This window comes from Corynebacterium sp. HMSC077D03 (genome assembly GCF_001808545.1).
Lineage (GTDB): Bacteria > Actinomycetota > Actinomycetes > Mycobacteriales > Mycobacteriaceae > Corynebacterium > Corynebacterium simulans.
This window is the reverse complement of sequence record NZ_KV793701.1, coordinates 20,559-39,735: the sequence shown is the minus strand read 5'-3', so window position 1 is coordinate 39,735 and position 19,177 is coordinate 20,559. Positions and strand designations below refer to the sequence as shown.

Annotated in this window: 19 protein-coding genes; 8 read left to right on the top strand and 11 right to left on the bottom strand. The window is 59.9% G+C overall.

All coding sequences use genetic code 11. The features are described from left to right. Positions 1 to 22: 22 nt before the first annotated feature. A complete protein-coding gene (locus HMPREF2888_RS09865; RefSeq protein ID WP_070518715.1) occupies positions 23 to 1,348 on the top strand; it encodes an MFS transporter in 1,326 nt (441 codons plus the stop codon). Positions 1,349 to 1,366: 18 nt separating this feature from the next. On the opposite strand, the gene HMPREF2888_RS09860 is transcribed toward HMPREF2888_RS09865, so the two are convergent. Both HMPREF2888_RS09860 and HMPREF2888_RS09855 read right to left on the bottom strand, forming a co-directional pair. Next, a complete protein-coding gene (locus HMPREF2888_RS09860) occupies positions 1,367 to 2,239 on the bottom strand; it encodes a hypothetical protein (RefSeq protein ID WP_070518714.1) in 873 nt (290 codons plus the stop codon). A gap of 59 nt (positions 2,240 to 2,298) precedes the next feature. After that, positions 2,299 to 3,267, bottom strand: coding sequence for an acrylyl-CoA reductase family protein (locus HMPREF2888_RS09855; protein ID WP_049146748.1), 969 nt, complete (start codon positions 3,265 to 3,267; stop codon positions 2,299 to 2,301). 87 nt (positions 3,268 to 3,354) lie between these two features. Here HMPREF2888_RS09855 and HMPREF2888_RS09850 point away from each other — a divergent pair, with 87 nt between their 5' ends. Then, complete coding sequence (locus tag HMPREF2888_RS09850) at positions 3,355 to 3,942, top strand: VanZ family protein (protein ID WP_049146716.1); 588 nt, start codon at positions 3,355 to 3,357, stop codon at positions 3,940 to 3,942. An 18-nt stretch (positions 3,943 to 3,960) separates the two neighbouring features. On the opposite strand, the gene HMPREF2888_RS09845 is transcribed toward HMPREF2888_RS09850, so the two are convergent. Then, positions 3,961 to 4,974 (bottom strand): ABC transporter permease, encoded by a 1,014-nt coding sequence (locus HMPREF2888_RS09845; RefSeq protein WP_061925253.1) that lies wholly within the window; start codon positions 4,972 to 4,974, stop codon positions 3,961 to 3,963. Between the two features lie 110 nt (positions 4,975 to 5,084). On the opposite strand from HMPREF2888_RS09845, the gene HMPREF2888_RS09840 reads away from it, so the two are divergent. Further along, positions 5,085 to 5,741, top strand: coding sequence for a TetR/AcrR family transcriptional regulator (locus tag HMPREF2888_RS09840; protein WP_168163263.1), 657 nt, complete (start codon positions 5,085 to 5,087; stop codon positions 5,739 to 5,741). Here the strand turns inward: HMPREF2888_RS09840 and HMPREF2888_RS09835 are convergent. From HMPREF2888_RS09835 to HMPREF2888_RS09825, 3 genes are read right to left on the bottom strand one after another with little or no spacing between them, the layout of a single operon-like run. Beyond that, on the bottom strand, positions 5,738 to 6,736 hold the full coding sequence (locus HMPREF2888_RS09835) for an NAD(P)-binding domain-containing protein (RefSeq protein WP_049146722.1): 999 nt from the start codon (positions 6,734 to 6,736) through the stop codon (positions 5,738 to 5,740). The two genes, HMPREF2888_RS09840 and HMPREF2888_RS09835, sit on opposite strands and share 4 nt — an antisense overlap. Beyond that, the gene (locus HMPREF2888_RS09830; RefSeq protein WP_049146724.1) at positions 6,737 to 7,354 is read right to left on the bottom strand and encodes a response regulator; all 618 of its coding nucleotides are present in this window, start codon (positions 7,352 to 7,354) and stop codon (positions 6,737 to 6,739) included. Then, positions 7,347 to 8,516, bottom strand: a complete 1,170-nt coding sequence (locus tag HMPREF2888_RS09825) for a sensor histidine kinase (protein ID WP_371326270.1) — start codon at positions 8,514 to 8,516, stop codon at positions 7,347 to 7,349. Before HMPREF2888_RS09825 ends, HMPREF2888_RS09830 begins: the two co-directional genes overlap by 8 nt. A 106-nt stretch (positions 8,517 to 8,622) precedes the next feature. On the opposite strand from HMPREF2888_RS09825, the gene HMPREF2888_RS09820 reads away from it, so the two are divergent. Genes HMPREF2888_RS09820 through HMPREF2888_RS09810 form a run of 3 tightly spaced genes read left to right on the top strand, consistent with a single transcriptional unit; the run spans position 8,623 to position 10,968 of the window. After that, positions 8,623 to 9,618 (top strand): ABC transporter permease, encoded by a 996-nt coding sequence (locus tag HMPREF2888_RS09820; RefSeq protein ID WP_049146725.1) that lies wholly within the window; start codon positions 8,623 to 8,625, stop codon positions 9,616 to 9,618. Continuing rightward, positions 9,618 to 10,232: an ABC transporter ATP-binding protein gene (locus HMPREF2888_RS09815; protein WP_070518712.1), complete on the top strand. Its 615-nt coding sequence runs from the start codon at positions 9,618 to 9,620 to the stop codon at positions 10,230 to 10,232. Before HMPREF2888_RS09820 ends, HMPREF2888_RS09815 begins: the two co-directional genes overlap by 1 nt. A gap of 43 nt (positions 10,233 to 10,275) precedes the next feature. Next, positions 10,276 to 10,968 (top strand): YwaF family protein, encoded by a 693-nt coding sequence (locus HMPREF2888_RS09810; protein WP_246815066.1) that lies wholly within the window; start codon positions 10,276 to 10,278, stop codon positions 10,966 to 10,968. Here the strand turns inward: HMPREF2888_RS09810 and HMPREF2888_RS09805 are convergent. Beyond that, on the bottom strand, positions 10,965 to 12,590 hold the full coding sequence (locus tag HMPREF2888_RS09805; RefSeq protein WP_070518724.1) for a bifunctional ADP-dependent NAD(P)H-hydrate dehydratase/NAD(P)H-hydrate epimerase: 1,626 nt from the start codon (positions 12,588 to 12,590) through the stop codon (positions 10,965 to 10,967). The genes HMPREF2888_RS09810 and HMPREF2888_RS09805 overlap by 4 nt on opposite strands. A 22-nt stretch (positions 12,591 to 12,612) precedes the next feature. After that, positions 12,613 to 13,431, bottom strand: coding sequence for an Fpg/Nei family DNA glycosylase (locus HMPREF2888_RS09800; RefSeq protein ID WP_070518711.1), 819 nt, complete (start codon positions 13,429 to 13,431; stop codon positions 12,613 to 12,615). A 712-nt stretch (positions 13,432 to 14,143) separates the two neighbouring features. Here HMPREF2888_RS09800 and HMPREF2888_RS09795 point away from each other — a divergent pair. Together HMPREF2888_RS09795 and HMPREF2888_RS09790 are read left to right on the top strand one after the other, a co-directional pair. Next, positions 14,144 to 15,640: a DUF1846 domain-containing protein gene (locus tag HMPREF2888_RS09795; RefSeq protein ID WP_070518710.1), complete on the top strand. Its 1,497-nt coding sequence runs from the start codon at positions 14,144 to 14,146 to the stop codon at positions 15,638 to 15,640. A gap of 58 nt (positions 15,641 to 15,698) precedes the next feature. Next, positions 15,699 to 16,637: an oxygen-dependent tRNA uridine(34) hydroxylase TrhO gene (locus tag HMPREF2888_RS09790; RefSeq protein WP_070518709.1), complete on the top strand. Its 939-nt coding sequence runs from the start codon at positions 15,699 to 15,701 to the stop codon at positions 16,635 to 16,637. 281 nt (positions 16,638 to 16,918) lie between these two features. Here HMPREF2888_RS09790 and HMPREF2888_RS09785 read toward each other — a convergent pair whose 3' ends face one another. The 3 genes from HMPREF2888_RS09785 to HMPREF2888_RS09775 form a co-directional block, all read right to left on the bottom strand. Next, positions 16,919 to 17,395, bottom strand: a complete 477-nt coding sequence (locus HMPREF2888_RS09785; protein WP_062042983.1) for a hypothetical protein — start codon at positions 17,393 to 17,395, stop codon at positions 16,919 to 16,921. Between the two features lie 24 nt (positions 17,396 to 17,419). Continuing rightward, positions 17,420 to 18,403 (bottom strand): universal stress protein, encoded by a 984-nt coding sequence (locus HMPREF2888_RS09780; protein WP_070518708.1) that lies wholly within the window; start codon positions 18,401 to 18,403, stop codon positions 17,420 to 17,422. Positions 18,404 to 18,558: 155 nt separating this feature from the next. Beyond that, the gene (locus tag HMPREF2888_RS09775; protein ID WP_070455818.1) at positions 18,559 to 19,032 is read right to left on the bottom strand and encodes a MarR family winged helix-turn-helix transcriptional regulator; all 474 of its coding nucleotides are present in this window, start codon (positions 19,030 to 19,032) and stop codon (positions 18,559 to 18,561) included. Positions 19,033 to 19,177: the final 145 nt, after the last annotated feature.

Below are 19,177 nucleotides of genomic sequence, written 5' to 3'. Positions count from 1 at the left end.
CACCCATAGAGAGAGTCACCCTATGTCTGCACCTGTAATTGAACGTAGCCAACCGGCAACTGGAATTACTCGGGAGCACAAGCGCGTGCTCGCTGGCTCCATGGTCGGAACCACCATCGAATGGTTCGACTTCTTTATCTACGCCCAAGCTGCGGGTCTTATTTTCGCCACGCAGTACTTTGACCCAGTCTCGAATGAAAACGCCTCGCTCGCGCAGATCATTTCCTGGGCTTCATTGGGTATCTCATTCCTGTTCCGCCCGCTGGGTGCTATCATCGCAGGTCACTTGGGTGACCGGCTGGGCCGCAAGCCAGTCCTCGTCGTCACCCTGGTGGGCATGGGCTTGGCCACCATGCTCATGGGTGTCTTGCCCAACTATTCTGCAATCGGCATGGCCGCCCCAATCCTGTTGGTGGCGCTGCGCGTGCTGCAGGGGCTTTCTGCTGGCGGCGAGTGGGGCGGTGCGGCAATGCTCGCCGTGGAACACGCGCCACGCGGCCGCCGCGGCCTCTTCGGCGCCTTCCCACAGGTGGGAGTTCCGCTCGGAATGTTCCTGGCCACCATCTTCATGCTTTTGCTTTCCGCGGTCTTGACGCAGGAGCAGTTCTTGGCATGGGGCTGGCGTATCCCCTTCCTGTCCTCTGTTGTCCTGATTCTTCTGGGCTACTTTATCCGCCGCGCGGTGGAAGAGTCTCCAGCATTCGCTGAGCTGCAGGATCTTCAGAAGAAGGAATCTGCCCCCTTGGCGGTCCTGTTCAAGAGCCACACCGGCACCGTCATTAAGTGCGCGCTCATCTTCGCCGCTAACAACGCTGTGGGCTACTTTGTCATCGCCTACTTCACCTCTTATGGCACCAAGGTAGTGGGCTACTCGCGCACCGACGCCCTGCTAATCGCGCTCATTGCATCCATCGGCTGGTTCGCTGGCACCCTCTACTTCGGCCACCTGTCGGACAAGGTGGGCCGCAAGCGCACCTTCATCGTGGGCTACATTGCGTTGGCTGCGTGGTCCATTCCGTCCTGGATGGCTGTTGACTCCGGCAATCTTGCCCTCTTCGGTGGTGCGGTTCTCATCCTGGCGACCATGCTGGGTGCCACCTATGGTCCCCAGTCCGCGCTCTACGCGGAGATGTTCCCAGTGAAGGTACGCCTCTCGGGTGTTTCAATCGGCTACGCGTTTGGCTCCATCATCGGTGGTGCTTTCGCCCCGATGATCGCGGAGATGCTCTTCACTGAATACAAGACCTCCATGGCTATCGCTACCTACGCGATTGTCATCTCCGCCATCTCTCTCATCGGCGTTCTCATGGTGCCAAAGGGCATTCAGGACCGCGACCTGCACGTTTAGAAGTATCTGACTTCTAAACTAGGCGCATAAGTGCGAAGAGCCTGCCTGGGCGGCCAAGGCGCAGAACTGTAGCTGGGCGTTGGTCACTGAATCTTCGGCACCGCGGATTGCCTGGCGGGCTGGGTCGTGGAACTGCACCGGCACGAAGTTGAGGATTTGCTGCTCCAGCGGGGAAGGCTGGCGGCCCGAATTGCGGATGCCGTCAGCGGTGATGCGAACAGCACCCAAGATGTCGCCGGTGAGCTGGGAGGCCGCGCCATAAGTATTCGCGGCGATGGTAAAGCCATTGCCAAAGGAGGCGGTGGCATGGACGTTGCGGTTATCGGCCCAGCCGAACTTCGTGCCCACAACACCCGGCACGCGTGAGGTGCCAAAGTCTTGCTTATAGCCGTCAGCGGCAACGGGGGAAGCGGTGCGCATACCATTGATAATTGGCGTGGCTAGTGGGTCGCCCACAATCGCGGAGGTAAAGCGCGCAAGGTCCTCAGTAGAGGTAGTGGTGTTGCCCCAGAATCCTGGGTAGTGGGTCTCATGCAGGCCAAACTGGCCGATGACCTCAGGGATTGCCTGCGGGTAGCGGCGGTCCAAGTCTGTGGCCGTGCCGTCCTCGCTGAAACGAATCATGTTCTCCACGCGGGCTTTATCCGCCGGAGCGCCGTGCTGCAGCACCCAATAGCCCAAGTAGAGCTTGACCAAGGAAAGCGCCGGGCGAGATTCGTGGGAATTAGCAGTAGAGACCACTGTGCCATTGCTGTAGCGCAGCGTGACCTGAGTACGCCCGGGCACAGCGTTAGGGTCGATGGTGATGCCAGCCTGGGCAACGGGCGTGACGAGGCCGGCGGCGAGGGTGCCAACCAGCGCGGCAGCAGAGATAGAGAGACGGGAACGCATAGGAAAATAGTAACAGCGCTGGGAAAATTAATTGTTCCCAGCGCTGCTAAATAGTTTGTCTAGATTTCTACGATCGTGCGGCCATGGTGGGTGCCGGCGAGCAGCTCCTTGGCGGCGTCTGCGATATCGTCGAGCGCGATGGTGTTGGAAATAGAATGCAGCATCTCAAGATCAAGGTGTTCGTCCAGCAGCTTCCAGGCGTCCTCGCGGACCTTGAGCGGTGCGTCGACGGAGTTGCCGCCTGCCAGGACGATGCCGCGCAGGATGAATGGCAGTACCGAAGCCGGGAGGTCAGGACCAGCGGCCATGCCGGTTGCTGCCACGACGCCGCCCCACTTGACCTGCGCCAAGACGTTGGCCAAGACGGTGGAGCCAGCGGTGTCTACCGCGCCGTCGTAAAGCGCCTTCTGCAGCGGACGGCCGGTCTCCGAGAGCTCGGAGCGATCAATGATGTGGTCTGCGCCCAGGGCCTGCAAGTACTCGCTTTCGCTATCAACGCGGCCGGTAACGGCGGTGACCTCGAAGCCCAGGGACTTGAGCAATTGGACGGCGATGGAGCCCACGCCGCCCGTGGCGCCAGTGACCAGCACATGGCCCTCGCGCGTGCCGTGGGTGAGCAGCTGGTTGACGCAGATGGCGGCGGTGTAGCCCGCGGTGCCGATTGCTGCGGCGTCGGCAGCGGTGAAGCGCTCCGGAACCACGAGGGTGGCGTTGGCATTCACGCGCTGCTTAGTGGTGTAGCCGCCGTGGCGGAATTCTCCCAAGCCGTCGCCGAAAGCGGCCACCAGGGCGCCCTCAGGTAGACGTTCATCGTTTGACTCCGCAACGGTGCCCACGACGTCGATGCCCGGCACCAGCGGGTTGATGCGCATGACGCCCTTGTTACCGTCGAGTGCCATTGCATCCTTGTAGTTCAACGAAGAATGGGAAACGTTAACCAGTACGTCGCCCTCGGCCAGAATCGGCTCATCCTCGAAAGCGTGAGAGATGGAACCGTCTTCGTTTCGCGTGACTTTGAGTGTGCTCATGCCCACGATGGTACGCCCATTATGAATCAGTGTTTTGCCAGCGAAGTACACGGCAAAAGTACAGCTTTTGTTGTTAGATTCTCGGACATGCTCGTTACCGAACAAACCACTCATTCGCGCAGCCGTATTCCGGCGGCCCCGCGCCGCCACCAAACGCTGCGCCGTGACTCACTTCTAGTCACGGCGCTCGTGCTGCTCGTTGTTGGTGTGGCGACGTTGGGTAAATCCTTCATTGAGATCCCCGGCGTGGTCAATGCCTCCGCGCATGCGGTGCGAAGCTTAGATCTGCAAATGTTCAACGGTTTTGATCATCCGACCATCTGGTACGGGCCTTGGACCAACACCATCGGCAATTTCTTGTTGTTTATGCCACTCGGCGCAAGCCTTATCGTGATGGGCCAGAATCTGCGCCGCGTGCGCTTTGGCCTCGGCGGAACCATCCTGGCCGGCTTGGCGCTGAGCTTGAGCATCGAAACCCTCCAGTACCTCTTCGCCCTCGGCTTCAGCGACGTTGATGACCTTGTGTTCAACACCTTGGGCACCGCCGTGGGCGCATTCTTTTTGGCCCGGATAAGCAAAGAGCTGCAGTCCAAAGTCCTACACCGTATGGGATTCATTGCAGCGACCGCGCTAACCGTTTTGGGCTGCGCGCTAGTCACGGGGTTTGTTGCTTAATCTTCTGCTCTGAGTTTTCTACGCGGCCTTCTTTGCGGAGCGCGACTCTCGCACAATTCCACTGCCGAGAAGGACTAGTCCGAAGGCTACCCATGCGAGCAGAGTCCATACCTGGGTGGCGATACTTGCTGCAGGGAAGTAGTTAACCAGGCGCAGCAGCGTAGCTGTGGCGCCGTTAGGCAGGAACTGGCCGAAGTATCCCCAGCTGCCGGACACGAATTCCTTGGGGGCCATGGTACCGGCCAGTGGGTTGCCCACCAGCATGATGGTCAGTGCGCCGAGACCAAAGCCGGGGGCGCCAAGCAGCGCCCTTAGGCCTAGGATGAAGCTGGAGACTGCGGCGATGCCTAGTGTGAATACGCCGGTCGATGCCCAGAAACTATCTGGCAGTAATCCGAATACTCCGCCGATTACTGCGGTGGTGAGCAGTCCGGCAATGGGGGCAAAGATTGCTAGGGCGAGGAGACGCTGCGAGTTTCGCTTCAGGAGGAAGGAAGGAATCGCTGCACCGAGCATGCCGCCGATGGCAACGGGGATAATAGCCATATTCATGGCGAGGCCCTGCGGGTCTTCGCTGCTGGTGGGCACAACGTCGGTGGTCTTGACGGTGACGTTAGGGAGTGCGTCAGCCGGGATGCCCTTCGCGGCAGCCATCGCCTGAGCTTGCTGGTTTGCCATTGCCTCTACTGGTTGCGCGAGGTTCTTCACGATGTTGCCTTGTGCGGCGCCGGCAGCGCTTGCGGTGAGGACCTCTGGTTCTTGGCCCAGCACGATGGCGCCGTAAGCCTCGTGTTCTTCGATGAGGGATACCGCGGCTGCGCGGTCTTCTACAGGTGTTATCTCGAAGAGTCTGGGTTGCTTCTGCTCAAAGGCTTCAGAAACCTTGCTCACTTGTTCTTGGGTTCCAACTACTGCGAGTGGGAGGTCTTTGGGGGTCATCGTGGCCATGGGCCACAAGAAGGCAGGTACGAAGAGGCACACTGCGAGAGGTGCCAAGAATCCAACGGCGATTGCCTTGGTCCAGTCTTTCATGTCGTTCCTTTGCTTGATTTTCAACGCTTGTTGAATAAGATATTTCAACAGTTGTTGAAAGTCAACACGTGATGAATTCTTCGAGGGTTCGAGGAAGTATGGTTGAAGCCATGGCAGCTAAAGGCAAGGTCGAAGAATCCGGTGACGGTGCTCAGCCAGGGGCTGAGCATAAAAAGGCAGAGCGCAAGAAAGCTGGACGTCGTCCAGGCGCCCCAGAAGCGCGCGAGAAAATTCTGGAAGCCGCCTGCATGAGGTTTAGCGAGGTGGGCTTCGAAGCCACCACCATCCGCGCGGTCGCCAAAGAAGCCGACGTCGATCCCGCTCTCGTCATGCATTACTTCAAGAACAAGGACGGCTTGTTCGATGCGGTAATCGCGGACCTAAAAATGCTTCCGGCTCAGTTGGGGGCGTCTACTGACCTTCGAGGATTCATCGCGAACTATCTGCGCCTGTGGGAAAGCGAGGACATGGGTCTGCGTTTGCGTGCTGTGGTTCGCGGCGGCATTGGCTCTTCACATGCATCAGCTATCCTCCGTGAATCGATCATGGACAGCTTCGTAACGGCCCTTTTAGAAACAGAGTTCGCCCAAAGTACGATTAGTGAAGGTAATCTCCTGGGCAAGATCGCGTATTTGGGTCCTATTCTCATTGGAACGGCGATTGCTCGCTACGTCGTGGAGGTTCCGCTGATGACGGAGAAGAGCATCGACGACATAGTGGAGGACATGTATCCCGCTATCGAGACGCTCCTATCTAACCAAGGCTAAGGCTTGAGGTTTTTCACGAACTCCGCGACATCGGTAGCCGCCTGCTTGGCAAAGGGGCTAACACCCGTGATGGTGGCTGAGCCCGGGCCAGTCCACGTGCCATATCCCACGAGGAAGAGCCCCGGCACGGTGGGCTGGCGGTCTACCAGGAGGCGAGAAATGGGGCGAAGTGCGGGCCGGAAGCCGGTGGCCCAAATCAGGTGATCCGCGTCGATGTCGTCGAGGGAATCCGGCATCGGGGTGGCGCGCAGGAGCCCTTCATCACGCGCCTTGAGCACCGGCGGGACCATGACGATATCGCCCAGGTTCGTATCCGCGCCGGGGTCAGGCTCGCCGCGATTGATGGCGTTGAGACGCTCGCGGTTGCGCCGGAAGAGCACGCGTCCGTCGACGTCGTCAGGCATCCAGCGCGGCTCGCCCCTCGTTAGCCAGGTCGTGGAAATGTCTTCAAGCAGCAGATCTGCCGCGATCTGTGCGCCGGAATTGGCCGCGCCCACCACTGCCACGCGGGAGCCGCTGAACTCCGCGACGCCGGGATAAATGGCCGAATGCCATTGTGTCCCCGCAAACTTACCGGGGTAGTACGGGATGAAGGGCGCACGCCAGGTACCCGTGGCCGCCACCACGGTGCGGGCCATCAAACGTTCCGTGTCCGAGTAGACGTGGAAGAACTCGCCATCGTGCTCCACGGACTCAACCATGAAGGGGCGTCGTACCGGCAGCTCATAGCGCTCCTCGTAGCGAGTTAGATAATCCACTACATGGCTCGCCGGTGGGAAACCCTCATAAAAAGGCATGGGCCAGCCCGGTAGGTTGGAGGCGCTCGTGGTGCTAAACAAAGTCAGCGAGGGCCAGGTGTGCAGCCACGCACCACCGGGGCGCGATTCCGCATCCAAGATGGCGAAGTTCAAGCCCTTTCTGCGCAGGTAATAGCCCGTGGCCAGCCCTGCTTGGCCGCCGCCTAAAACGAGGCAATCATAAACCTGCGCGGACACTTAAATGAGCTTCCTTTCCCGGGCCACGGTGACAGCCGCTGTGCGGGTATCCACGCCCAGCTTCTGATAGATGTGAATCAAGTGCGTCTTCACTGTAGCTTCCGAGATAAACAGGCGCTGGGCAAGCTCCTTATTCGATTTGCCCGTGGCCAGGGCTTCTAGGATCTCCAGCTCGCGGCCGGAAAGCGCCACCTCGGGGCGGGTGATGCGCTCGGCCAAAAGTGCTGCCACCTCGGGTGCCAGGGTGCGTTTGCCGGCGGCCGTGGCCAGGACGGCGTCGTGAAGCGCCTGCTCCGGCGCATCCTTTAGGAGATAGCCCAGGGCGCCTGCCTCCACGGCGGAAACGATGTCGGATTGGGTGTCATAGGTGGTGAGGATGAGCACCGGCGGGCCGCCAGCCTGGGCGAGCTGGGAAGTGGCCGCAATGCCATCGGTGCCGGGCATCTGGATATCGCAAATGACCACGTCAACATGTGGAGCATCGGGAGCTGCAAGCTTGGCGACGTCCGCCCCATCCGCGCCTTCTAGCACCACATCGATGTCGGGGAAAGCGTTCAAAATGGCCCGCAGGCCGGCGCGCACCACGGGATGATCATCGATGAGCATGACGTTAAGCATCCTGGTCCTCCACTTTTTGCGGCATACGGATAGCAAGGGCGGTTCCCTCGCCCGGGGAAGATTCCACCGTGAGCGTACCGCCGTGGCTTTCCACGCGCTGGCGCAGGCCCCGCAGCCCGAAGCCACCCTGCGAAGGTGAAGCAGGGTCCATGCCTTCTCCGTCGTCGACAATGTCGAGCGTGGTCTCGCCTTCAAAACAGCCTAAAGTGACCACCGCGCGCCGGGCGCCAGAATGCTTGAGCATGTTGTTGAGCCCTTCCTGTGCGGCGCGCAGCAGGTCCTGATGGTGCGCTTCGGGCACCGTGCATTCTCCCGAAACAACCAGGTCGATGACGGTATTTTTACCCAGCGCCGCGGCTTGCGCGGCAGCCGAATCCACTACCTGCTGGAGGGCCTCCTCCAAGGAGGCGGCGGGAGATGCTAGCTCGCTGACGAAGCGGCGGGCCTCGCTTAAGTTCTCGCTGGCCACCTTTTCAATCAGCGCCAGTGTCTCTGGGGAAGGATCTTTTTGAGCCGCGCGCGAGAGCAGAACGATGGAGGAAAGGCCCTGGGCCACGGTGTCGTGGATCTCCCGGGAGAGCCGTTCGCGCTCTTCCAGGCGGCCTGCTTGGTGCTCGCTCGCGGCAAGTTCGGCCTGGGTGGCGCGCAGCTGCCGGGCAACCTCTGCATGGTGCGCCGCCTCAGCCTGCACCATGCGCCCGGCATGGAAGGCGCCGATGGCAAAGGCCGTGCCGATGAAGGGGCCGATGGCCGCCGCGATGGTCCATTCCGCCGGATGCTGCCAGGCGGGAAGGAAGGCCGCCAGTGCCCACAGCAGCGCGCTGCAGGCGATGCCCGGCCAGCGGGGAAGCGAGCTTAGAAAAGCAAAGACCAGCGGGAATTCCAGCCACATGAAGTCCTGGGCATGCACCATGAGCCCGCACCACAGCACGCACAGGCCCACCAGCCACAGGGCGCGGGGGAGTACGCGCCGCAGTGCGTAGACCACGGCCAATCCGACTGCCAGACCAAGGGCGCGGGCATCGAGGCGCCCGTCGAGCCCGGCGCGCAGCAGGCCGAATAGCAACAAAAACGCGAACATCACGTGCAGCCCGGCGCGCCAGGGGCTAAGGCGCTTATGGAAGGTCTGCGGGGAGCGCTGTTTCACGTCATTCACAGCCATTTACCCTAATCCTCAGGCCGGACACGGGGAATCAACCAGTTGGTTGACTCGAAGTTCAACTAGCGGCCCGATTACTAATCCGCGCGCCGTAGCGATGCTTGAAGCTATGTTTCTTGCACTTAGAGAATTGCGCGCAGCCCGCGGGCGCTTTGCGTTGATTGGGGCGGTGGTCGCGCTCATTACCTTGCTTTTGGTCATGCTCTCTGGGCTCACGGAGGGCCTTGGCAAACAAAACACTTCGGCTTTGGAGGCCTTGGGGCATGAGTATGAGCAGGCGAGCTTTAGCACGCAGAAGCCAACTTTTACGGAGTCGGAGATTTACGCGGACGACGTGGTGCCTGGCAGCGCGCCTTTGGGTACCGCGCAGACCAAGGTGGAGGGCTTCGGCGGCGTGGCCGTGCTGGGCCTGCCGGCGGGCGAGCCTATTCCGGGTACCAAGCAGCAGGTGCCGGCCACGGGAGTGGTGGCCTCGCAAGCGATTACGCAGGGAAATTCCGTGGCGATTGGGGATGAGGCCTATGCCGTCCGCGGCACCGTGCCGGATCTGTACTATTCCCACTCGCCGGTGCTGTGGGTTTCCACGCAGACCTGGGCGCAGTTGAGCCACGCGCCTTCCGACGTCGTGGGTACCGCCCTGCTGCACGCGAACAGCGTTGCCACCGGGCTTCCCACGTCCGTCAGCATGCGCGAGGCCTTAAGCGGCCTGCCCGCCTACAACTCGGAGCGCGGCTCACTTTTGACCATGCAGGGCTTCCTGTATGCAATTTCGGCGCTCGTGATGGTGGCTTTCTTGAGCATCTGGACCATGCAGCGCACCCGCGATCTTTCGATTCTGCGTGCGCTGGGGGCGCGGACGCGCTACCTGCTTGGCGACGCCCTGGCACAATCCGCACTCATCCTCGCCCTCGGAGTTGGTGTGGGTGCCGCAGTGGGCTGGGGCCTGGGCGCGCTCGCGCAATCGACGGTGCCTTTTGTGCTCTCGGCGCGCACGATTGCTGCCCCGGCCGCTGGCATGTGGGTACTCGGCATGCTGGGCGCGGTCCTGGCCACTCGCCGAATCAGCAAAATCAACCCTTTGGATGCGTTGGGAGGACAAGGCTAATGCTAGAGATTGAAAACGTGACGGTCACCTTCCCCGATGGCCGCGAGCGCGTGGTGGCGCTGGATGACGTCAGCCTGGCCATCAAGCCGGGCCAGCTCATGGCCGTCGTCGGCGAATCCGGCTCCGGCAAGTCCACCTTGCTCTCCGTGGCTGCTGGGCTAATCGAGCCCGATAGTGGTCGCGTGCGGGTAAGCGGTGAGCGCGGCATCATCTTCCAACAATCCAACTTGGTCAGCTCGCTCAATGCCCTGGATCAACTTCTCATTGTGGACCATATGGCAGGCCGAAAACCTCGCCGTGAAAAGGCGCGGGAGTTGCTTGAGTATGTAGGCCTGCCCGGGATGGAGGCTCGCCGCATCACCCAGCTTTCTGGCGGTCAGCGCCAGCGCATCAATATCGCGCGTGCCTTGATGGATGATCCCGAGGTGCTGCTCGCGGATGAGCCGACGGCGGCGCTGGATTCTGCGCTCTCGCGCGACGTCGCCAAGCTGCTGCGTGACATCACCGATGAACAACAGACCGCAACGATGTTTGTAACCCATGACCGCAGCCTGCTGGATTTTGCGGACACTGTGGTCACCGTCAAGGACGGAAAGTTGGCGGCCGGTACCTAAAGTCCTGCAAGCGGGCGCAAACGGAGTATTCTGTTTTCCCGTTATGCCGAAAAAGAATCCGCGAGTGCGCGTCACGCCCACCACCTATCCCCGCATGGCGCAATGGACCGGAGTGCATTACACGATGCTTTCTGTGACCATTGCCGCATGCGGTGTATTCATCGTGGCTGCACGGCGCATCCGGGGCACTACCAAGGAGACCTTCTACCGGCAGATGACTGGCTGGGTGATGCTGGTGCTCGGTACGGCATGGACCATCGTCTCCCTGGACCCTTCGCAATTCGACATCCGTGAATCTCTGCCGCTGCACCTGTGCGATGTTCTGCGCCCAGTATTGGCGCTCGGTCTGATTACGGGCAATGAGCATGCGCTGACGCTGACCTATTACTGGGGCATCATCTTGAACCCGCAGGCAATTATCACCCCAGATGTTATTTATTACTTCGATCCGCGCTGGCTGCGCTTTGCCACCTACTGGTTCTTCCACATCACCGCACTGGCCATTCCGTTGGCGTTGACTTTCGGCTTGGGCTATCGCCCGACCTGGAAGGGCTACCGCTTTGCGGTGGGAGTAACCCCGGTGTGGATGGCCAGCGTCATGGCGGTAAACGCCCGCACAGATGGCAACTATGGATTCTTAAACCACGCGCCGGGCAGCCCCTCCATCATCAACCTGCTGGGGCCGTGGCCGTGGTACATCCTCGCCGAGATCGGCGCCGTGGCAAATAGGCTTTAGCGAGCCATACGCAAAAGCTTGGCGATGGCCCGCGGGATCGCCGCGGCAATCTGCGAAGCCGAGCAGATGGCATAGCCCTCCGGCGTTTGCGCCGCGATGGCTGCCGCATGGGCATGGATAGCCCCGGCATGCAGGACCTCGGTGATTAGCGCTTCCTGCAGATCGAAGTCAGCCTTCTTCTCCTGCATCCGCTCATCGAGATGCATCTGTGCGAGGACTGCGCCGAGGATGCCCGCGAGCACGTCGCCTGAACCAGGGGTAGCGGCATAGGAATGGCCTGCATTGTAGGCATAAATGGGTTGGCCGGGTGCGGTAACCAGGGTATTTCTTCCCTTGAGCAGCACGATGCAGCCCAGTGCCGTGGCGAGCTCCTGCAGTGGCGCTGCTTTGCCTGATGACAGGTCGAGGTCCTTGTTGAAGGTCGCCTCGTAAAGCTCGGTGAACTCGCCCAGGTGAGGGGTGAGAACCGTGACGGGCAGGCTTCCTAGGCGGGCGCGCAACTCGGGGTGACGGGCAAGGAGTCGCAGCGCATCGGCATCGATGACGGCCGGGATGAACCCATCGAGTACCTCCGCGAGCTCCGCTTGGGCCGCAGCGTCAGTGCCGCGTCCTGGGCCCACGACGATGGCCTGGGCGTGACCTGCTGAGTCAAGATTTGGGTGAACCACGAGTTCCGGCAGGAGCGAGGTGATGGAGCGGTCTCCGATAAAGCGCACCATGGCCGGGCTGGTGCGCACTGCCGCGGTGGCTGCCAAGATGCCAGCTCCGGGATAGGTGTCGCTTCCGGCGGCAATAGTCACCACGCCACCGGAATATTTATCGGAGGAAATCCCTGGGGTGGGGTCAACGATTGGTCCGGTACAGCCAACCGGGCGTGGGTGCGTGGCGATGCCGTGGGCGGTCTCGATGTTGCCGGGGCGCCACGCATATGCGGATTCCAGGGTGGGCTCGTTGGCGATGTGCCCGGCCGGTTGCGCGAGCGATTCGAGCATCGCGCTAAACGACGTCGCGCCGGGCAGCGTTAAGTCCGCCAGCACTACTTGGCCGCATTCGGCCGCAAGCACATGACCCATGCGTGCCCAACCGAAAGTTACGGTGACGTCAGCATGCACTGCGCCTTTGCGGGCGGCTACGCCGGTGTCCGCATTAATGCCAGTGGGCATATCGACCGCGAGCACCGGAATTCCTGCTGCCTGCTCGTAGACCTCCAGCGCCTGGCCGCTGAGCCCGCGTCCGGAACCGAGGCCAGCCACGGCGTCGATAAGCAAGCCCGTGTCATCGGGCAGGGAAGCGGTGGAATTAGGAGTGGACCCACTTTTTAGAACCTCGCCGCCGGCTTCCTCGAACGCAGCAAGAGCGGTTGTGTGGCAAGTCTCGGGTACGAGGGCTGTGACGGCGTGTCCCTGCTGGGCGAGGAGTGCACCGGCGAAAAGGCCGTCGCCGCCGTTGCCACCGCTGCCTGCCAGAATCATCATGCGGCCTGGGTGCGCGGCGAGCATCACCGCGGCGGCATCGGCCACCGCGTGGGCGGCCAATTGCATGAGCTGGTCTGGATAGCTCTGCTGGGCAAGTAGGCGCTCCTCGGCAGCGCGGACGGCGTCGACGTGAAAGGCATATCGCATGCCGCCCAAAATACCCGCCTGCTTAGGCTGGAGCGTTCTGGCAGGTAGGGCACCAGAACAGGTTCCTGCCTTCGAGCTTCTTTTCTGCGATGGGCTCGCCGCAGATATAACAAGGCATGCCGGCGCGGCGATAGACATAAACCTCGCCGCCATGGTCATCCTTGCGTGGCGTGCGACCCATGGCCTCAGGCGTGTGCTCCGGGCGGACTGTGTCGATACGGGCGGTGGGCACGCCGGCGCGCATGAGTTCTACTAAGTCTTCCCAGATGACATCGAATTCATGGCGGTCCAGTTCATTGCCGGCAATAAAAGGCGAGATGTTCTGGCGGAATAAAACCTCGGCGCGGTAGATGTTGCCGACTCCGGCGAAGAGATGCTGATCCATCAGCAAGGAGCCGATGCTGCGGCTCGACCTGTGCACCCGCGGCCAAAGGTTGGCCGGTGATGCGTCCTCGCGGATGGGGTCCTGGCCAATCTTGGCGAGGGCGACGTCGTATTCAGCATCCGTGATGAGCCGGCACCACTGCGGCCCGCGCAGGTTGGCAGCTAGGTCATCGCTTTCGATGCGCAGGCGAATCTGGCCCCAGACATCGTCCAAAGGCTCAAAGCGCAAGCTGCCGATCAACCCGAGGTGAATATAGATGATGTGCTCTGGCGCATCGGCGGAAAAGTGCATAAAGAGGTGCTTGCCGCGCGCTTCGGCGAAATCGAGCTGCGTCCCATCGAGCATGGCTGCTTCCGCCGCAAAGCGGCCCTGCGGACTCGTGACGCGCAGCGGCCCACCCCGGAAATCAAGGTTGAGGCGCTGTGCAAGGTGATGAATGATGTGGCCTTCGGGCATGCGGACAAGTTTATTGCATGTGTCGCGGGGACAACGTGAGGATAAATTGGACATCTTTCCCGTTTGGAATGTGGGATTGAAGTGCGAAGACGAGACTTAAACGTTCATTTTCTGCTTTAAAGGTCTAGGTTAAATAGACGAAAGTTAACATAATAAACATTTATCTATTTTGTCGCTTAGCTTATAACGCAACCATATCTGATAAAGATTGGCCCAAATATATAGTGACTCGTTTCATATTTATTTTTCTTCCGGGTTAATTGGACTAGAAAGTGCCAGCACATGGCGCTAAATCTTTATTAAGTTAGGATTAGTTAACGAATTTCTTTATCGGATTTTGTCCGATTGGCTTTGTAAACGTTGACTTTGAAACCGCCGTTGATATGCTTCGCATGGATGTATCTACTGGTGAGTGATAGATCCAACCGCTGCGCATGTAGGGGTGCGCGGCGGCTATAGTCAGGTGGGTGGGACTGCCTGGCTGTAGAGGGTGGGGGCTTGTTCCGCACCCTTAGAGAGACAGGTAACGCCTGGGCCCTGGAAAGGATGGGCCCAGGCGTTACTCGTATGTTTAGGCGGCGTCGTCAGTGCGGTTTCTTGTGGTGTGGTGCCGTGGCAGGGCGTATGAGTAAACCCGGTTCTTTCGAGTAAAATCCAATCCAAAAGATCCAGCCCGGTTGCGGGGATTGTCTATGGCGGAAGGCCTTTATAAATGACGCGTTTGCTTGGTTTTGACCGTGAGAAGTACATCGAGATGCAGTCGGAGCACATTCACGCACGGCGCGGGGAAATCGGCGGTAAGCTCTACTTGGAGATGGGCGGCAAGCTTTTCGATGACATGCACGCCTCCCGCGTGCTGCCGGGCTTTACTCCCGATAACAAGATTGCGATGCTTGAGCGCATCAAGGACGATGTCGAGATTCTCGTCTGCATCAACGCCAAGGACATTGAGCGCCAGAAGACGCGCGCTGACCTCGGGATCCTCTACGAAGATGACGTCTTGCGCTTGGTAGACGTCTTTCGCGGCCGTGGCTTCCTAGTAAACAACATCGTCATGACCCAGCTGGAGGATGGCAACAGCCAAGCGGAGGCCTTCATTGACCGCCTGGAGCGCCTTGGGCTTAACGTTGCACGTCACCGCGTTATCCCGGGTTATCCTTCCAACACAGACCTCATCGTTTCTGAGGAAGGCCTTGGCCGGAACGAGTACGCGGAAACCACGCGTGACCTGGTTGTCGTCACTGCGCCGGGGCCAGGCTCAGGCAAGCTGGCGACCGCCCTATCGCAGGTCTACCACGAGCACCAGCGCGGTGTGCAGGCTGGATACGCCAAGTTTGAGACCTTCCCTATCTGGAACCTGCCGCTCGATCACCCAGTGAACCTGGCTTACGAGGCCGCAACCGTTGACCTCAACGACGCAAACGTCATCGACCACTTCCACTTAAGCGCCTACGGCGAGTCCACGGTGAACTACAACCGCGATGTCGAGGCCTTCCCGCTGCTTAAGACCCTCCTGGAGAAGCTGACCGGCAACACCCCGTACCAGTCCCCAACGGATATGGGCGTCAACATGGCTGGCTTCTGCATCACCGATGACGAAGTCTGCCGTGAGGCCTCCAAACAGGAGATTATTCGTCGCTACTTCAAGGCTTTGGTGGAAGAGGCGCGCCTCGGCTTGGATTCCACGCAGTCCGAGCGCGCGGCCGTCGTCATGGCGAAGGCTGGCATTAAGTCTGATGACCGCCCGGTAGTAGTGCCGGCGCGCGAGCGTGCCGCGGAAACTGACGAGCCGGCCTCTGCGCTGCAGCTTACCGACGGCACCATCATCACCGGCCGCACTTCTGCGCTGCTGGGCTGCTCCGCTGCCATGCTGCTCAATGCGCTTAAGCATCTCGCCGGCATCGACGATGAGATCCACCTGCTGAGTCCAGAGGCCATCGAACCGATCCAGAAGCTCAAGACCGAGTATCTGGGTTCGCGAAACCCGCGCCTGCACACCGACGAGGTGCTCATCGCTCTTTCCGCCTCCGCTGCGAAGGACGAGAACGCTCGCCGTGCAATGGCGGAACTAAAGCAGCTGGCAGGTTGTGACGTTCACACCACCACCATCTTGGGCTCGGTGGATGAGGGAATCTTCCGCAATTTGGGCGTGCTCGTGACCTCCGATCCGGTCTTTGCACGTAAGCAGGCGCTTTACCAGAAGCGTTAAGCTCAAAGATTTTCGGGAAATTTAGGAAAAGCAACAGCTCACGCCTACAATCGATGGCGTGAGCCTCAGCAAAATTCTCCTTTATTACTGCTTTACCCCAATCAGCGATCCCACTGCCATCATGTTGTGGCAGCGCAACCTATGCGAAAAACTCGGGCTGAAGGGCCGCATCCTCATCTCCGAGCACGGAATTAACGGCACCGTCGGTGGTGACATGGATGCTTGTAAGCGCTATGTCCGTGAGACCCGCGAGTACCCGGGCTTTAAAAAGATGGAATTCAAGTGGTCCGAGGGTAGTGCCGATGATTTCCCACGCCTGTCCGTGAAGGTTCGCGACGAAATCGTGGCATTCGGCGCGCCCGGTGAGCTAAAGGTGGATGAGAACGGCGTCGTCGGTGGCGGCGTGCACCTGAAGCCAGAGCAGGTCAACGAGCTGGTTAAAGAGCGCGGCGACGAAGTCGTCTTCTTCGATGGCCGCAATGCCATGGAAGCTGAGATCGGCAAGTTCAAAAACGCTGTCGTCCCAGATGTTAAGACCACCCATGATTTCATCCAGGAAATCGAGTCCGGCAAGTATGACTGGATGAAGGATAAGCCAGTCGTTTCCTATTGCACCGGCGGCATTCGTTGCGAGATTCTTTCTTCCCTGATGAAGAATCGTGGTTTCAAAGAGGTCTACCAGATAGACGGCGGCATCGTCCGCTATGGCGAGAAATTCGGCAACGACGGTCTTTGGGAAGGCTCCCTCTACGTCTTTGACAAGCGCATGCATCACGAATTTGGGCAGGGCCTGCAAGATCCAGGTTTTATCCAGCTTGGCCACTGCGTGCATTGCGGCAATGCCACCAACACCTTCCATAACTGCATCAACGAGGACACCTGCCGCAAGCAGGTGCTCATCTGTGATGATTGCATCCAGAGCGTAGAAACCCAGCACTGTGGGCGTCCAGATTGCGCGGAAGTAGCCGCGGCTGCGGCGCAAAGTGCAGCTCAGTAACCAGCGAGCACGAATTTGCGGTTAAGGTCTTGGCTGAATCCGAGCCTGAACCAGAGCCTAACCCGAAGCCGATTCCAAAACCACAGCCAACGCATGGCTCTTCGATGCCTAATTCTTGTGGGCCGGTACTCGCTGCCGCAGCTGGGAGGTCTAGCTGGTGGTGCGGCCGCCGCGCTGCTGTTGGGTCTGGTCATCGCAGGATGTGCGGGTAGCGGCTTCGGCTCTAGCTCGGCGTCTTAGGCGCAAGGAAGACCGAGATTCACGGATTCACGGGGGAACGGTTAGCCCAGCGGAACCAACAAGATTTGAATGTCGGTGATGCACCACAGCATGAAGTTGCAGGCCATTACCCAGAAAATTGCCATCCAGGAGCGCCAGCGCAGATAGCGTTTGAGCTTGCGCACCATGATGACGGCGGTGCCCACCATTCCCAGGAACGGGATGATGACGGTGGTCAGTGCAAAGAAGCGGCGCTGGCCTTCGGTGCACAGCCAGGTGGCAAGCTGGGCGTCGCAAAGCGCCCCGCCCTGGGAGCGGGTAATTAGGGCCACCGCAAATGCGTAGAGGCCGGAAAGTAGCAGCACAGCGACCATGAACCAGATAGCCTGCCGGGAAGAGCGGCGGTTGGCCGCAGCTACCGCTAGGGGATCTGGCTCATCCGCGAGCTCATCGAAAGAGCTTGGCTCCGGGCGCCGCAGGTTGGCGTAGTCGGCATCAGTTGTCAGATCGTTTTCCGGATGCTCAGGCTGGAGATTCATAGGCCAAAGTCTAGTCGCCGTGGATTAGTCCGCAGTTTCGACTGAAGGCGCTGAGTCCGAAGGACGCACCAGAACTGGGACGCGCACATGCGGAAGCAGCTCGGTGGCCGTGGAGCCAATGAATACGCGTTCGAAGGGGCCCATCGGGGAAGAACCTAGGCACATCAAGTCGCCCTTCTTCCACTTCAGCGAGTCCACCGCGCCAGACCAGCCATGGCCGGTGCCGATTGCGGTAGTAATCGGTAGCTCTGGGAAGCGCTCTGCCACCACATCGTGTGCGCGGTCCAGCATGGACAAGGAATGCTCGTGCCAGCCTTTGGCTAGCTTGGAGGCGACGTCGACGTTGCCGCTGACCTGGGCGTCGAGAAGCCCGTCGGCAGAAAAGGCCACGATGCGCAGCGGAACGTTCCATGCATTCGCCAGGCGGGCGGCGCACAGCAAGGCGGGGTCCTCGGAGTCGCCGCGCTCGGTGAAAGCGAAGTTGATGCGGGTCACGCCATGCTTGGAAAGCTTGATATCGCGCGGGGAAAGGCCCAATGGAATAGGGGAGAAGTGCAGCAGGGCGTCGGCAGTCGAGCCTGCGAAGAAACGGCCTTTTGGCGCGGATTGGTTAGCGCCAAGCAGGATTGCATCCGCGCCGAATTCTTCTGCCATCTCGGTCAGCAGCTGCGGGCGGGAGGGGCCGGCCAAAAGAACGGAAGGTTCTTCGTCCAGCTGGGAATCGGAGATACCCGCCGCCTCGAGTGCTTCCAGAACGCGTTCTTTGCACTTAGCCTGTTCCTTGGTGAACCACTTTTTAAATTTATTGCCGTGCTTGTTCAGCGCGGTGGTGGCCAGCGGGACGGAGATCGTGGAAACGACTCTGATGCGAACGTTGGTGGATCGGGCGAGCCACGCTGCAAAATCGATCGCTTCAGTGCCAGTGGAGGAAGGACTCCACGAAATTAGGATTCGCACAGGGTCTTTAGCGAGAGAAGCAAAAGACCTGTGTTGATAATTTTTATCCATTCAGCAATACATCCCGTGAACTGTCCGGGGGCGTAATTCTTAGCCCATTATTAGTCACGGGAGGGGCGAAAAAGAAATCCGGGTCTGCTCCGCATTACCCCTGGTTGCTTTGGTCTACATGCGGTTTCATGCCCGGTTTCTTTGCTAAGCGGGCTTTAGTTCATTGTCGGGCGATAGACGTCTGCCAACTTGGCAATCAGGGAACTCATCTGACGAGCCTCTTGCAAGTCTTTAGGTTCCATCCACTGCAGGATCTCCGCCAGGGCGGCGGCACGCTGACGGGAGACGATGTTCAGTTCAGATTCACCTAGTTGGGTCAGTGCCACGAGGACGCCGCGGCGGTCTTTGTCATCTCGGTGGCGCTCCACAAAGCCGTGGCGCTCCAATTGGTATAGGGCATTGGACGCGGTGGGCATGCGGATGAGTTCTGCCTGTGCGATGGTGCTCACGCGGGATGGGCCGCGCAGGCGCAGCTGGTTCATGATGGAGACCTGGGAGGTGGTCAGGGAGGAACCTTCGGTGGTGCGCTGGAAGATGAGCATCAGCTTGTTTAGCGCGGGCTGAATGCTGCGGGCTACGTCAAGGGCGTCTTCGTAGGTGGAGGGGGACTCAGCAGCTTGTTCACTCATGGAAAGTAATAGTAGCGCCCGTACACTCGCAACGGTAGTTAGGCTACGAAAAATTTAGCTTTTGAGTTGAAAAATACTTTCCGCTCATTCGCACGCGGGAACAGGTGGCGTGGTTAAGCTGTTGTCTAATTTGGTGTCTGGTCAA